A 15,919-nucleotide genomic window follows, 5' to 3' on the forward strand; every position below is an offset into this window, starting at 1 on the left:
TGGATCCAATGCTTCTTGTTTAGAAAGCAAAAATCAAACTATTATTTTAATTCACACACAACTTTTGAGATTGATCCGAAAATAGCTTCCTTTGCGGATAAATAGTTTATAATGAATAAAGAGACTGATTTATTCCTGTTAAGCTTATTCCTTCCTGAAGTATTATTGACTTATTTTAATCTCGTTGAATTTGATAAAAACCCATTATAGATCTACTGTATGTTAATGGACTGACCATTTATTTAGAAATGAAAAAAGGATATTCCGTAAGCCTATAAAAATCATCAATAAAAAAATTAGTGGGTTTATGGAACCCCGGATAATTGATGATTAGCCAATCAGGAATAACCTAATAAGTCTAAGCCTTAATCGAAGACGATGGGATGTTTTGATCGATGAGAAGTGGGGTAAGGTAAAACGGAGTTAGGGTGGTTTCATTGCACAGGGTACGCCTCTTTCAAAAGAGTTCGCTGATTTTTTAAAAGAAGGCCAATTCCTAAATGTTTTTTGGAACTTGAAGAAAAACAGGAAAAAATTATTGACCACGGCGGAAATCAGAATATTTAGCATAATTTTATAAACTAAAAAAAAGCTTCATCTAAGGTAAATGCTATCTTGTTAAGCAAAACTTGAATAGTAATTAACCCTACTGGAAAAAGTGCAGATGGACAACAGCAGGAATAAAAGCGAGTTTAGAAACCTCATTGTTATTGGAGCATCAGCAGGAGGCCTGCCAGCGGTAAACCATGTGATCGCGAGACTTTCAAAAGAAATGGATATTGTTGTTGTCGTGGTAATCCATGTATCCAGGAAATCGAATAGCCAACATATTGCACATAATTTTGAGCGAAATTCTGGTTTAATTTGTGGTGTTGCAGAAGATGGAATTCCACTCCAAAAGGGTCATTTGTATGTGGCTCCTCCTGAGCACCAGTTAATGGTTAAAAACGACAGGATTATTTTAAACCAGGGGCCTCATGAAAATAAATACCGCCCTTCTATTGACGTTCTCTTCAGGTCTGCGGCTGCTAATTACGGACACAGGACAATTGGGCTGATTTTAACGGGGCTTTTTGAAGATGGCACTTCCGGTATGGATGCTATCCAACGCTGCGGGGGATTATGTATAATTCAGGATCCCAAAGAAGCGCAATTCTCAGATATGCCCCAAAGTGTTCTCAATAAAATTAAAGTTGATTACCAGGCCCGACTCGAGGATATCCCTGATATTTTTGAAAAAATATTAAACCGACCGCTTCCACCGGAAAAACCTGTACCTACAGAAATTCAGATTGAAGCACAAATAACCGAAAAAGTCATGACCGATATTAATAACATGAAGAAAATTGCTGATCGCAGTGATTTTACCTGTCCTGACTGTGGTGGTGGTTTATGGGCCATAAAAAAGGATCCTTTGAACCGCTATAGATGCCATACAGGACATGTTTTTACTGAAAAGAAGCTCAATGAGCTGCAGGACATGAATATTGAAGAATCTATTTGGGTGTCCTTGCGAATGCTCGAGGAAAAAGAAAATCTAATTTTACTGATGGCAAAACGGGAAAATTCAGAGGGAGGACAGGAACTGTCTTCATTTCATGAGGACCGGCTCGCTGATGTCAGAAAACATATTGACCGTTTAAAATCTTTTCTAACAGCACTTAGTACAGATATAAATAAGGAACCTGTTTAAGTCATTTATTTGGTACTTATCGCTCCTGTCTTGCAAGAACCGCCTCTATTTTTTCCAGCAAATCATTCATTTCAAAAGGTTTGGAAATAAAATCGTCAGCACCGGCACCTTTACAGGTCTCATCGGCATTAGAAAGGGCAGACATCATTACTATGGGCACCTGAATACCTTCATCTTTTTTTAGCATTCTACAAATATCAGTACCGTCAACACCCGATAGTCTTAGATCCAGCAATACCAGGTTTACCTGGTGCTGCTTTATCTTTTGGGCCGTTTCCAGCGGTTTATCACAAACAAAAACCTCATACCCGCTAAATTCCAATAAAGCTTTTAGCATTTCTCCAATCCCGGGATCATCGTCTACGATCATTAATTTTTTATCACGAGTTTCCATTCATTTACTTATTTTGTTCACACTGTAACGTAAAAGCGAAGGAGGAACCTTTACCTAATTCACTATCTACTGTTAGAAATCCTCCATGACGTTCTACGATCTCCTGGGCAAGAAACAAACCAATTCCCAGTCCCGCATAGGTATCTTCTTTTTTTCCTTCTACTCGGTGAAAACGCTGAAAAATTTTCTTTTGGTCACCTTTTGAAATTCCTATTCCTTTGTCGATAATTTGAACGGAAGCCTGATTTTCTTCAATTTCTGAAATTTTCACTTCAATGTCTTTATTTTTCGGAGAATATTTAATGGCATTGGTGACCAGGTTTATTATTACCTGCCCAAGGCGATCTTTATCGGCCTTCACATTGCAGTTAAACTCATGTTTTATTTTAATATGATGATCTATTTCGGTACGGTTAATATCCTGGATGGTTTCTTCAACGAGCTTATTAAGATTGAACTCTTGCTTTTTAAGGTCGAGTTTGTTTTCTTCTATCCTTGAAAGATCCAAAATTTCTGAAATAAGTCTATTGAGACGGTTTATTTGCTCATTCATTCGCACCAGGGAAGATTCTAAAGGTAATCCACCAAAATCTGTTTGCTGTCGTTTTAATAAATTAAGCAGTAGTTGCACATAACCTTTTATAGAGGTAACGGGGGTCTTCAATTCATGGCTAACAAGTTGCAGGAAGCCCTCTTTGCGCTTTTCTTCCTCTTTTAATTTTTCTATTTCTGTACTTGTACCAATCCACTTCGTAATTTCCCCGGCTTCATCCCTTATAGGAACCATACGACTTAAATGCCATTTAAAATTCCCACTCTTATTGAGTAACCGAAGTTCGGTTTCAAAATTGGTTCCCGTTTTCAAACAATTAGCCCATTTTTTTTGGACCCGCTCCATGTCTTCAGGATGTATAAATTCTGCCCAACCTCTTTTCTGAAATTCTTCAGCGCTTAAGCCCACATAGCTGAGCCAGCTTTTATTGTAATAAATGATTTTTCCGGAAGGATCTGCGTGATTGACCTTATCGGGAAGAAGTTCGCTAAGTTGTTTAAATTGTTCGGTACTTTCTATTAAAACCTTTTCAGCCTCTTTTTGTAGCTGAATATTGGTATAAGATCCAAACCACTTAATTATTTCCCCGTCTGTACTGAAAAGTGGAAGCGCCTCGGCAAGAAACCAGTTGTAGGTGCCATTTGTGCTCTTGAGGCGGTATTCCATAGAAAATTTATCTCCGGTTTTAAGAGAATGGTCCCAATGCTCCAGGACAAGAGCAACGTCATTTGGATGTACAAAGGTGAGCCATTTATTTTCAATGCTTTCTTCGGAGCTATGACCGGTGTAGTGTTTCCATTTGGAATTAAAATATTCGAATTTTCCCGCCGCATTGGTAATCCAAATAAGCTGCGGAATCGTTTCGGCAAGGATTTTAAATTTCACTTCACTCTTTTCGAGGGATTCCTCAGCCATTCTTTTGTCGGTAATATCAGTAAAAACAAGCAGAAGCAGTGGTTCCCCACCTTCTTCTCTAAAGATTTCCCGGGCATTTATAATCATAGTACGTTCCCCTATTAACGGGAAATCCTGGGTGATCTCGTAATCTGTAATTTTTGATTTATCACCAAAAATCTTTTTTAACAGCTTTTCGAGTTCCGGCAAATTCCAGTCTTGATTGCCAAGGCTTAATATGGATTTATTTTCGGTTGCCGCCTCTGAGGTGCGAAAAGATTTGTAAAATTCACGATTTGCTGATTTTATTCGCAATTTTTTATCCAGAACAATCCAAGGTTCTCTTACGGTTTCAAGAATATCTATGGCAAAATTTCTTGCCATAGTTAGATTCTTGTTCATACTCAGTAATTCCTGGTTTAAGGTAGTAAGTTCCTCGTTGGTGCTTTGCAATTCTTCCTTGCTGGTCTCCAACTCCTCGTTAAGGGTTTGTAATTCTTCGCTCCCACTCTGCAGCTCCTCATTGGCACTTTGCAGTTCTTCGTTGGTGGCCTCCTGGTCTTCGGTAATACTGCGCATATCTTCCCTTGCCTGGGCCAGTTCTTTTTCCAACTGATGGATGAGCAGGTTTTTTTCATCTTCGTCAGCTTCTTCAGAAGAGGTTCTCTTTACATGTTGTTTGTCACCGAGGTCGGCTGTTGGTGGCATGGAATCGTGAAAAAGAACGAGAAAAAAAGGTTCAGCCAATTTTTGCAGTGGAATGGCTTCGATGCTAATCATTCGCTGCCCCCCGTTTTCCTGGATAGGAATATTTTCCCGAATCACAGCACTACTATCTTTTTTCGCATAGTGAATGATACTTCGAAGCTCAAAAGCCAATCCCGGTTTCGCCATTTTCAGGAGGTTCAGGTTGGGTTTTCCGGCCTGTGGCTCAAGAAAAGTACCGGTTCGCCCCCTAAAATGAACAATTTCCATTGTATCGTCAACCACCACTCCTGCAGGGGTATACCTGTTAAGAATGATCTGATCTGCCGCTCTTTGAAAATCAGTTCGCTGGTCTTCTGGTTTTTGATTCCTGCTAAATTCCTTTAAATTTTCCTCCTGGCGCTGGGTGGCCAGGTGCATAAATTTACCCGGACGATCCCGGGGGGTGAAAATTTTATGACTTTTTTCAGAAGGCGTAAAAAGATCGGGGGCATTTCCAGTAGTTTCCGATTTACCCAACAAGAGGTACCCGTTCTTTTTAAGCGCATAATGAAAAGTGGTAAGTGCTTTTTTCTGAAGGTAAGGTTGAAGATAAATAAGTACATTTCTGCAGGCGATAAGATCCATTTTTCCGAAAGGAGGATCTTTAAGAAAATCATGTATGGAAAATACGCACATTTCACGTACTTCTTTTTTGATCTGGTATTTGTGGTCTACCTTGTTGAAAAATCTATCAATCCTTTGTGGACTCAAATTTTCCATTTCAGATTTTTTGTAAGCGCCATTCCTGGCTTTAACAATAGCTGGTTCACTGATGTCCGTTCCAAACACCTGCACCTTCACTTTTAAATTATTTTCTTCGAGAAATTCCAGTAAACAAATGGTTATACTATACACCTCCTGGCCGGTGCTGCAGCCAGCTATCCAAATCCTAAATGTAGCCTCCTGATCTTTATTTTTTAGAATCTTAGGAAAAACCTTGGTGTATAAACTTTTAAATACCTCTTTGTCCCTAAAAAATTCTGTAACAGGAATTAAAAGATCCTGTAGCAAAACATCCTGTTCTGGTTGGTTTATCCGTAAGAACTTCAGGTAGTCTGCAGGATCTTCCTTGCTGCTAAGGCTCATTCTGCGCAGTATCCTTCGGCGTATAGTACTCTCTTTATACAAGGAAAAATCTGTTCCCTTTCTGATTCTTAATAAGGCCAAAATTTGTTTGTAGGTGTCCGCCTTGTCATTCTTTAGATTCTTTTCCTTACCATCAGGCTCATATAAATTGGAAATTACTTCAATAATTCTTCCCGGAATTTCTCGGGGAGGAAGTGTGAAATCTACATTTCCTTCCATTATTGCTTGGCGGGGCATTGAGGCATATTCCGCCGTCTCTTCGTTTTGAGCAAAGGTAATACCGCCCCTGTCTTTTATAGCTTTTAAACCTGCTGTGCCATCTGATCCATTTCCTGTAAGAACAACCCCAATGGCTTTTTCCCGGTGCACTTCTGCAAGGGACTTAAAGAAAACATCTATAGGTAAATTGGGGATATGTTCTTCTTTTTGCGGCCTTTTACTTAACAGCAGCCTTCCGTCATTTGAGAGCAACATACAATTGCTGGGAATTATGTACACGTGATTTGGCTTTCACCAAAATCTTATCGGAAATTTCAATGATAGGTAAGGTGGTGCATTTTTCCAGCAATTCGGGAAGCATACTTTCCCTCTCTGGATCAAGGTGCTGCACTAGTACATAAGCAAGACCAGAATCTTTTGGAATCGCTTGAATAAATTCTTTAAATGCAGCTAAACCGCCGGCTGATGCTCCTACCCCCACAACAGGAAATTTATTGGCAGACTTTGTAAAATTTTTAGTACTTGATTCGTGGTTATTGTGCTTCATTTTATAGCTGGTTTTATTACCAGATCCATTTATAGGAAACATCTCCGGGAATTCTGTTAAATTAAAAATCACTAGATTATTGCAACCGGAAATCGCTTTTACAAAGTTATGACAGGCATGAACAATTAGTGATCAAGATAAGGTTTTCTAAAAGGATTCTCAAATCTTTTTCTAATAAATATCAGGCTTGTGAAAGGATTCAGAAGGTCATCAAGAGGTTTTATTAGATGAGCAGTTTACCAAAACCCTGTAGCTGATTTGGTGTCCTGCAGTGGAAGAATTTTATCCAGTAATCCTGATGAGATTTGAAAGAAATCACCTTCCGGCACATTCCCTCCTGGTTACGGTTAGTTTTAGGTATTCTTAAGCTCAGAGCGGGAGACAAGGAATTCGGTTTGTAGCCTTCAAAAATTACTTTGAAACTTTCTTTAAGATAGTTTCACATAAGTGATGAGTTGCCCAGATATCCTCCATGGATTCCGGGTCATAGCTTTTTTGCTCTAAAACATTTATCCAATCTTCAATCATGTCTACGAAACCGCGTTTGTATAAGGTAGATTCCCAATTATCAAATTTCAACGGATTTTCTTCTTCTTTAGTAAAATGAATTCCAGAATTTAAATTATTAATAACCCATTTATTCCCTTCTGAAAATAAATTGATTCTTTCCTCTGTTATACCACTAATTCTATTCATCCCTCCTCGGAGAAGGGTTTCTCCTTGTTGCCACTGAACTTGTATGTTTTCCAACTTTTCCTCCTTAACTCTGGAAACAACGTTTACATTCTGCACAGTCCCTTTTCCTAAAAATCGAAGGCTATCTATTACATGAATAAAATCGTCAAAAATAAAAATTCGCGGGGTGTCTGGTAAGTCAACACGATTCTTATCCCAGGATATCTGAATAGGATCCGGTACCTTGGAGATTGATTTAATTAGAGGCGCAAATCTCCTGTTGAATCCTAGATAAAGAGGTAATCTATATTTAGCGGCAAGATCAATTATCTTTTCAGATTCATCTAGAGAATAGCTCAAAGGTTTATCCACAAAAACAGGAATTTTTGCATTTAATAATTTAGAAAGAATAAGTGCATGACTATCAGTTGAGCTATGAACCATTGCTGCATCCGGTTTTGAGCGTATAAGGTCATCTATAGTAGAAGCGGTATTATTTATTCTAAATTGGTTCGAAAGGGTTTTTAGAGTAGAGGTGTTTCTTGTACAAAGTATCGGTTCTACTTTAGGATGATTAGCTAAAATTGGTAAATAAGCTTTTTGAGCAATTCTCCCTAATCCTATTAATGCAATTTTAATTTTTGGGTTTTTGAACATTTGACGAATTTTTGCCATTTTCCAGGGTTATTTATTTCGGAATTCACTTTGTTGAATGAGGGGATGGAAATATGACCATTAAGTTTCATTAAAGGTATTCAAAAATTTATTCTTTTTGCAGATCCCACGCTGCTATGATTATTGTATGAATTTCACCCTTCCTCAACATTACAAAACATAAAAAGAAATTAATTAATGTATTTTAAGATTAGACTTAAAAAGTTAAACCTATGGTCATAAAATTTATTAACAGGTAAATGGTCAATTAGGAGTAAGACTTAAGGATGTGTCCAGTAAATAAACTTTTCCTGACAAGCCAAAGTTTTTGTAACTTCTGATTAAAATTATCAGCCATGAAAAAGATGTACAAACAGGTGGAGATTGAGATTTCAATAGGTGATATAGCACAACAGAACGAGGTTGAAGTTGTGGTTAATGCTGCCAATGCGGAATTACGTTCTGGTGGTGGAGTCGCAGGTGCAATCCATAGCAAAGCAGGGCCAATGCTATACAAGGAATGTAAACATTTGGCTCCTATTTCTCCTGGTGAGGCTGTAATCACAAAAGCGTACAACCTGCCTAATAAATATGTAATCCATTGCTTGGGACCTGTTTATGGGCAGGATGAACCTGGAGAAAAACTTCTGGCCAATTGTTACCTGAATGCTCTAAAACTGGCCGAAGAATATAAAATAAGCAGTATTGCTTTTCCGGCCCTTTCCACGGGTGCCTTTGGATTTCCTTTCAAAAAGGCAACAGAAATTACTTTTAAAACAATTTTAAAGAAAGTCCCCCAGTTAAACAATCTGCAAAAACTTAAATTTGTGCTTCATAGCGAAGGTGACCTGAAAATCTATGAAGCAATTTTCAGGGAGCTTAGCAAAAAAAACTAAGCTTATTTATGATTGATTTCACCGCCACTTACACCGACCTGTACCAACTTTCCATGGCGCAGGTGTATTTTAAACAAGGTCATAAAAATGATATCGCCGTCTTTGATTATTTTTTCAGAAAAAATCCTTTTAATGGCGGTTACGCTATCTTCGCTGGATTACAGGATGTACTCAAAATAATAGATGAGCTTAGATTCTCTGAGGAAGATATTGCCTACCTAAGAAATCAGGATTTCGATGAGGAATTTCTCGTTTACCTCAAAGATTTTAAGTTTAATGGAAATATCTATTCAGTACAAGAGGGAGATGTGGTTTTCCCTACAAGGCCTGTTTTGCAGGTCGAAGCTCCCCTTGTTGAGGCTCAGCTCATAGAAACCCTCTTACTTAATTTTCTCAATTTCCAAACATTGATTGCTACTAAAGCAAACCGTATTCGTCTTGTTTCAGGAGAAAGAACACTCTTGGATTTTGGTCTTCGCCGGGCCCAGGGACCGGGTGGCTATTATGCCAGCAGAGCAGCGGTTGTTGGAGGTTTCAATGGAACAAGCAATGTGCTAGCCGGAAGGGATTTTGATATTCCGGTTTCGGGGACCATGGCACATTCTTTTATTCAAAGCTATGACAACGAACTCTCAGCATTCAGGGATTTTGCTAAAGGGAGACCGAAGAATTGTGTGTTACTTGTAGATACTTACGACACCTTGAAAAGTGGCGTGCCTAACGCGATACAGGTCGCCAGGGAAATGGAGAAAAAGGGAGAAAAGTTACTCGCCATCCGATTAGATAGTGGGGATCTTGCTTATCTTGCAAAACAGAGCAGGATGATGCTTGATGCGGCAGGTCTTGATTATGTTAAGATTGCAGCATCCAATCAACTTGATGAATTTGTAATTAAGAGTTTGCTTGAACAACAAGCTCCTATAGATATTTTTGGTGTAGGCACCAACCTAGTTATCGGAAGCCCGGATGGTGCCCTGGACGGGGTTTATAAGCTTACTTTCGCCGGAGGAAAACCTCGTATCAAAATTTCTGAGAGCATTATTAAGATCACCCTTCCCCATAAAAAACAGGTGTACAGAGTAAAGAATGAAAAAGGGGAGGCCATAGGAGCTGATATAGTCACCCTCTTTAACGAGGAAAAACCTGATCGAATGTACCATCCCTTCGAGCCATTTAAATCTATGGAATTAATTGGATTCAAACTGGAAGAGTTACTTCAACCGGTCATGCGCAACGGCGCGATAATAATGGACTTTAAAAGTCTTACAGAAATAGCTGGTTACAGTATGAAGAGACTTGAAGAACTTCCTACCGAGTACAAGCGATTTAATAATCCACATATTTATAAAGTAGGGATCAGCCAGAATCTTAAAGAGGAACGAGACCGGCTTATTTCTTCATTTAAAAAATAACTATTATGAAAACATTAGTAATTATAGATATGCAAAATGATTTTATCCCCGGTGGGGCTCTGGCCGTTCCAGGCGGAGATGAGATCGTTTCTTTAATCAATAGACTTCAGGATAATTTTGATCTTGTCATTGCAACCCAGGACTGGCACCCGAAAGCTCATGCTAGTTTTGCAAAAAGCCATCCAGGTAAGAGGGAATTTGAGAGTATAAACCTTAATGGAATAGACCAAATTCTATGGCCAGAGCATTGTGTGCAGAATTCAAAAGGGGCGAATTTTCATAGGTACCTGAAAACTGCCAAAATCGAGGCCATCTTTAGGAAAGGCACCCATCCCAATATTGACAGCTACAGTGGTTTTTATGATAATGCACATTTAAAGTCTACCGGTTTAGCAGGATACCTTCGCGAAAAAGGAGTAGAGGAGTTATACTTTTGCGGATTGGCTGCGGAATACTGTGTGTTTTTTTCTGTTAAAGATGCTTTAAAAGAAGGTTTTAAAGCTGTACTTATTGAAGATGCCACTCGGCCTCTGGATGCTAATGATTTTAAAAAAGCGAAAAAAGATATTCTCGAAAATGGCGGCAGGATTATAACTTCAGAGGAAATAATTGATTAAAAATTAATGTAATAAACATAACCAATTCCAACCCAGAACACAACATCATTAAATTTATTAGCAACCACATCATGGTTTAGACCGTCTACCCAATCATTTCCATAGTAATGCCAACGCCCTTCAAACATTAGGTCGTGGCGCCATCCCAGTCTGTATCTTGCTCCCATAACTCCTACGATAGAATAAGTTGAGCCTCGTTCCAGATTGATGCCACCGACAAATGCAGGAAAAACATTTTTAGGATTTTCCAGTGAACCTACATCGGAGTAAGCATCCGGCTTATAAGTTACTAAATGAGCCCCCATTCCAATATATGGGGAGAACCAATAACCGAAATTGGTAAAGTCCCTGATTCTCAAAGGATGATATTCTAAAAGTGTTCCTACCTCGAGGACATTGGTCTTTCCATGCATAGCACGAAGCAACTTCCCTCCAATGCTATTCTTAGAAGCAACAGGGCCATGATGTTCAAGGTTAGATCTCAGCCAGGTAAGTTCGTTGCGTAGGCGCAAATGACTTGCAAACCAGGAATCAGTCCTTTGATAATTACATTCGTTGCAATAAGCAAGATTCATAAAATGTAATAAACCCAGACCCAAACCTGCATTGGCAATATTGGCTTGCAAATTCCACCGTTCTCCGTAATCTGTTAGGAAATTTGCCGGTCCCCCAAAGACTCCTATTTCATGGGAGATGCCGAATTGGGCATTGACTCGGCCGTTTTGCAGTACCAAAAGAAAGAAAAAGACTAAGATTATCTTGATATAGTACATGCACCTCGGGATTGAAGTAATAACAAATATATAAAAACTACGTCAACAATTTTTCTTTGATATGACGAGGCTCATAATCGTTAAAGAATTATACGTTAATATTATATGAAATGGTAAAAAATACTCTTAGTTTTTTGAATAACCCATATATTTGCAAGGGGGTGACCCAATTTTATTGTAAAATCTATTAGCACCAATATAATTATGGAACAAAATGTAAAAGATTTTCTTGATAAGGTATCAAAAAGAAATCAAAACGAACCCGAATTTATGCAAGCGGTTCGCGAAGTTGCTGAAACCGTCCTTCCTTTTATAGAAAAAAATAAGAAATACCAGAATAAAATGTTACTTGAGCGGATGGTAGAACCCGAGCGTGTAATAATGTTCAGAGTACCATGGCTGGATGATAAAGGGGATATTCAGGTGAACCGTGGTTTCAGAATCCAAATGAATTCTGCTATAGGACCATATAAAGGGGGCTTGCGTTTTCATCCATCTGTAAACCTAAGTATTCTTAAATTCCTTGCTTTTGAGCAGGTATTCAAAAATAGCTTAACCACATTGCCTATGGGCGGTGGTAAAGGAGGTTCAGACTTTGATCCAAAAGGAAAATCGGATAATGAAGTAATGCGTTTTTGCCAGAGCTTCATGACGGAGTTAACCCGCCATATTGGTGCAAATACCGATGTGCCTGCGGGTGATATAGGAGTGGGAGCACGAGAGGTGGGCTTCCTCTTTGGACAATATAAAAGAATTCAAAATGAATTTACCGGGATTTTAACCGGGAAAGGTCTTTCCTACGGAGGCTCCCTCATTCGACCTGAAGCTACAGGTTACGGGAGCGTATATTTTGCCCAAAATATGCTTAAAACCAAAGGGGACAGTCTTGAAGGAAAATCAGTGGTCATTTCGGGTTCAGGGAATGTCGCTCAGTACGCTGCAGAAAAGGTACTACAGCTTGGAGGTAAGGTGCTTACTATGTCAGATTCCGGAGGTTATATTTATGAGGAAAATGGTATTACAGAGGAAAAGCTTCAATTTATTATGAACTTGAAAAATGTCAAGCGTGGTCGCATAAGCGAATATGTAGATGAGTATGCCTCAGCAAAATATTTTGAAGGGAAAACTCCTTGGGAAGTAAAATGCGATGTAGCACTTCCATGTGCTACTCAAAATGAGCTTCTTGAAGAGGATGCTAAAATACTTGTGGATAAGGGTTGCATCTGCGTTGCAGAAGGAGCAAATATGCCTTGTACACCTGAAGCTGTTGAGCATTTCCAAAATGCTAGAATTCTCTATTCTCCGGGCAAAGCCTCGAATGCCGGTGGTGTGGCCACCTCTGGCTTAGAAATGTCTCAGAACTCCATGCGCTATAACTGGACCTCTGAAGAAGTAGATACCAAGCTTCATGCTATTATGAACGAAATTCATGACCGTTGTGTTGAATTTGGTAAGCAGGAAGATGGATATATCGACTATGTGAAAGGAGCAAATGTGGCTGGATTTGTTAAGGTTGCTGATGCTATGTTAGCTCAGGGCGTGGTTTAAAATAATATAATTTTAGTAGAAAATGCTGCTCCTTTCCCGGAGCGGCATTTTTTATATCTTCGAATAAATAATATTAGATGTTGGTCACTACAAAAGCTATTGTTATAAGTGCCCTTAAATATTCAGAGGCCGATCTGATCGTAAAGGCTTATACCTTTAGCGATGGTCTTAAAACTTATATCCTCAAGGGTGTTTTAAAGTCGAGAAAAGGTAAATTTAAAGCTTCTCTTTTTCAGCCTTTAACTCAACTGGAAATAGTCGCTAAACACAGGGGAAAAGGGACCTTAGAGTATCTCACTGATGCTAGGTTGGCCTACCACTATCAAAGCCTGCACACCGATGTCGTGAAATCAGCACTGGTTATGTTTCTTGCTGAAGTCCTGCGTAATTCAATACAGGAAGAAGAAGCCAACTGTGAGCTATTTAATTTTATCGATGATAGCTTCGTCATGCTAGATCAAACAGCACAGTTTGGGAACTTTCATTTGTTATTCTTGTTAAAATTATCAGCTTATCTGGGTTTTTCTCCTGACCCCTCCCAAAAAGATCTGCCATGTTTTAATATGTTGGAAGGAAGTTTTCAGCAGTTTAAAACCAGTGAACAATGTATAGAAGGGGAAGACGTTGAGATTTTAAGAAGCTTTTTGGGCATAAATTTTGATGAATTAAGCGGAATTAAAATCAACCAATCAAGCCGAAGAAAATTCCTGAATATATTACTGTTGTATTACGAATTACATATTGATGGTTTTAAAAGGCCCAGGTCGCTTTCGGTTTTCAATGAAATATTCAGTTAAATGCGAACATCATTTGCAGGAGCGATTCTTTTATTTTTTATTTATAATTTATCTAGTGCCCAGGAGATACAGGTACTGGAACAAACTAGCAACAATCCTATTCCGGGAGTAGCAATCTTTAATCCAGACAAATCCAGATCTACGATTACCGACCTTGACGGGAAGGCTCATATTTCCAGATTTGAAGATTCTGAGAAGATTATCTTCAAGCATATGGGGCATAAAGAAGCTGTTTTTTCTAAGGCTGAAATTATTGCTAATAATAACAGGGTATACCTTGAAGGTCGCGAGAATCAGTTGGAACAAGTTGTGCTTTCTGCAGGGAGGTTTAAAATGTCTAAGGAGCAAACTACTCAAAAGATTGTGAGCTTAAACTCTGCAGATGTGCAGTTGTTTTCTCCTCAAACTTCTGCTGATCTGCTGGAGAGCAGTGGACAGGTGTTTGTTCAAAAAAGTCAATTGGGAGGTGGGAGCCCTATGATTCGGGGCTTTTCAGCTAATCGTTTGCTTATCACTGTGGATGGGGTACGGATGAATACTGCTATTTTTAGGAGTGGAAATTTACAGAACGTGATCTCGGTAGATCCGCTGGCAGTGGAAAACACAGAAGTACTTATTGGACCAGGTTCAGTGGTTTATGGTAGTGATGCAGTAGGAGGAGTGATGAATTTTTATACCCTTAAGCCAAAATTTTCGGCTGGAAAAACAGGATTCTCTGGTAATGCATATTCCCGGTATGCCTCTGCCAATAATGAAAAAACCATTCACCTGGATTTTAATATTGGTCGCGAGAACTGGGCCTTTTTAACCGGTGTGACCTATTCAGATTTTGAAGATCTGAGAATGGGGTCAAATGGTCCTAAGGATTACCTTCGGCCAGAATATGTCGTTAGACAAGATGACCAGGATCTTGTAGTGAACAATTCTAATGAAAAGCTTCAGAAATTTACTGGGTATAACCAGATAAATTTGCTTCAGAAAATAAAATATATGCCTGGCAATGACTGGGACTTTAACCTTGGTTTAATTTATTCTACAACCTCCGATTTTCCTCGATATGATCGTTTAATTCGGAAAAGAAATGGAGAATTTCGTTCGGCAGAATGGTACTACGGACCGCAAACATGGTTTATGAGTAATATAAAAATTAACAAAGAGGGGGATGGTGTTTTTTACGATAAAGCACAACTAACTGCAGCCTATCAGTTTTTTGAAGAAAGCCGACACAACCGGGATTTTAATGAAGATATTCGATTTAATTCCACTGAAAATGTGGATGCGTCTTCTTTAAACATTGATTTTGAAAAGGACTTTGAAGAAAGCCGATTATTTTACGGAACTGAATATGTTTTTAATCGGGTATCTTCAGAAGCTAGGAAGGTCAACATTAATTCTAAAAATAGCCAACCCGATGCTTCGCGTTATCCAGATGGTTCCACCTGGCAATCAATAGCTGCTTATGCCTCGTACCAATGGATAATAAATTCAGATCTAACATTCCAGTCGGGAGCCCGATATAATCATATTCTTGTGGAAGCCGAATTTGATGAGCGTTTCTTTGATTTTCCTTTTTCGGAAGCCAATATTAATACCGGAGCCTTGACCGGTAGTGCTGGCATCAATTGGAAGCAGAATCGGTTTTTTAGATGGAAGATCAATCTTTCCACAGCCTTTAGGGCACCAAATATTGATGATGTGGGCAAGATCTTCGATTCGGAACCCGGTTCAGTGGTTGTCCCCAACCCTGACCTTAAACCTGAATACGCCTATAATGCAGAGCTTGGATTAGATTGGACACCTTCAGAGAATCTGCAGTTTTCCTTTGCGACTTTTTATACCAGCCTTAAAGATGCTATGGTTAGAAGGGACTTTCAGCTTGATGGAAAAACAGAAATAGCTTACCAGGGTGAACCCAGCAAGATACAGGCTATACAAAATGCTTCTAAAGCTTATGTTTACGGTTTCGAAGCCGGCGTTGCTTATAATATTTCTGTAGCTCTCAGATTTAGCTCCCAAATCAATTTAACAAAAGGAGAAGAAGAGCAGGAAGATGGAAGTAAAGTAGCTTTACGCCACGCCGCTCCGCTTTTTGGGAATACTCATCTCACCTGGCATAAAAAACGTTTAAAATTTGACCTCTTTGCTCAGTACAATGGACAGTTGGATTATAAGGAACTGGCTCCTTCTGAGAAAGGGAAACCCTATTTATACGCTTTAGATCAAGAAGGAAATCCATATTCACCATCCTGGTACACCCTCAATATGAGTGGACAGTATAAATTCAATGACGCCTGGTTAGCAACAATTTCATTAGAAAATATTACCGATCAACGATACCGCACTTATTCGTCGGGTATTGCTGCGGCGGGGAGAAATTTAATATTGGCTGTGAAATATAATTTTTAATCCTCTTT

Annotated in this window: 12 protein-coding genes; 7 read left to right on the plus strand and 5 right to left on the minus strand. The window is 39.0% G+C overall.

Annotated elements, in window-relative coordinates:
• Positions 1–664 precede the first annotated feature (664 nt).
• On the plus strand, positions 665–1,693 hold the full coding sequence (locus tag ACW6NC_RS09465) for a chemotaxis protein CheB (RefSeq protein ID WP_457865518.1): 1,029 nt from the start codon (positions 665–667) through the stop codon (positions 1,691–1,693).
• Positions 1,694–1,709: 16 nt separating this feature from the next.
• On the opposite strand, the gene ACW6NC_RS09470 is transcribed toward ACW6NC_RS09465, so the two are convergent.
• The 4 genes from ACW6NC_RS09470 to ACW6NC_RS09485 form a co-directional block, all read right to left on the minus strand.
• A complete protein-coding gene (locus ACW6NC_RS09470; protein WP_457865520.1) occupies positions 1,710–2,087 on the minus strand; it encodes a response regulator transcription factor in 378 nt (125 codons plus the stop codon).
• A 4-nt stretch (positions 2,088–2,091) separates the two neighbouring features.
• Positions 2,092–5,841 carry a CheR family methyltransferase gene (locus ACW6NC_RS09475; RefSeq protein ID WP_457865521.1) on the minus strand — a complete coding sequence of 1,250 codons (3,750 nt, stop codon included), beginning with the start codon at positions 5,839–5,841 and terminating at the stop codon, positions 2,092–2,094.
• Entirely contained in the window at positions 5,825–6,133 is a 309-nt protein-coding gene (locus ACW6NC_RS09480; RefSeq protein ID WP_457865523.1) for a chemotaxis protein CheB, read from the minus strand. Before ACW6NC_RS09480 ends, ACW6NC_RS09475 begins: the two co-directional genes overlap by 17 nt.
• Positions 6,134–6,544: 411 nt before the next feature.
• Positions 6,545–7,483, minus strand: coding sequence for a Gfo/Idh/MocA family protein (locus ACW6NC_RS09485; RefSeq protein WP_457865524.1), 939 nt, complete (start codon positions 7,481–7,483; stop codon positions 6,545–6,547).
• A 335-nt stretch (positions 7,484–7,818) separates the two neighbouring features.
• Here ACW6NC_RS09485 and ACW6NC_RS09490 point away from each other — a divergent pair, with 335 nt between their 5' ends.
• Genes ACW6NC_RS09490 through pncA form a run of 3 tightly spaced genes read left to right on the plus strand, consistent with a single transcriptional unit; the run spans position 7,819 to position 10,387 of the window.
• Positions 7,819–8,358: a macro domain-containing protein gene (locus ACW6NC_RS09490; protein ID WP_457865526.1), complete on the plus strand. Its 540-nt coding sequence runs from the start codon at positions 7,819–7,821 to the stop codon at positions 8,356–8,358.
• Between the two features lie 8 nt (positions 8,359–8,366).
• The gene (locus ACW6NC_RS09495; protein WP_457865528.1) at positions 8,367–9,770 is read left to right on the plus strand and encodes a nicotinate phosphoribosyltransferase; all 1,404 of its coding nucleotides are present in this window, start codon (positions 8,367–8,369) and stop codon (positions 9,768–9,770) included.
• A 5-nt stretch (positions 9,771–9,775) separates the two neighbouring features.
• The gene (gene pncA, locus ACW6NC_RS09500; protein ID WP_457865530.1) at positions 9,776–10,387 is read left to right on the plus strand and encodes a bifunctional nicotinamidase/pyrazinamidase; all 612 of its coding nucleotides are present in this window, start codon (positions 9,776–9,778) and stop codon (positions 10,385–10,387) included.
• On the opposite strand, the gene ACW6NC_RS09505 is transcribed toward pncA, so the two are convergent.
• Positions 10,384–11,160, minus strand: coding sequence for a THC0290_0291 family protein (locus ACW6NC_RS09505; RefSeq protein WP_457865531.1), 777 nt, complete (start codon positions 11,158–11,160; stop codon positions 10,384–10,386). The two genes, pncA and ACW6NC_RS09505, sit on opposite strands and share 4 nt — an antisense overlap.
• A gap of 204 nt (positions 11,161–11,364) precedes the next feature.
• Between ACW6NC_RS09505 and gdhA the strand changes: the two genes are divergently transcribed.
• The 3 genes from gdhA (at position 11,365) to ACW6NC_RS09520 (ending at position 15,911) form a co-directional block, all read left to right on the plus strand.
• Positions 11,365–12,708, plus strand: coding sequence for an NADP-specific glutamate dehydrogenase (gene gdhA / locus ACW6NC_RS09510; protein WP_457865532.1), 1,344 nt, complete (start codon positions 11,365–11,367; stop codon positions 12,706–12,708).
• 77 nt (positions 12,709–12,785) lie between these two features.
• Entirely contained in the window at positions 12,786–13,505 is a 720-nt protein-coding gene (gene recO / locus ACW6NC_RS09515; protein WP_457865534.1) for a DNA repair protein RecO, read from the plus strand.
• Positions 13,506–15,911, plus strand: a complete 2,406-nt coding sequence (locus ACW6NC_RS09520; protein ID WP_457865535.1) for a TonB-dependent receptor — start codon at positions 13,506–13,508, stop codon at positions 15,909–15,911.
• Positions 15,912–15,919: the final 8 nt, after the last annotated feature.

The organism is Salegentibacter profundi, from assembly GCF_054121475.1.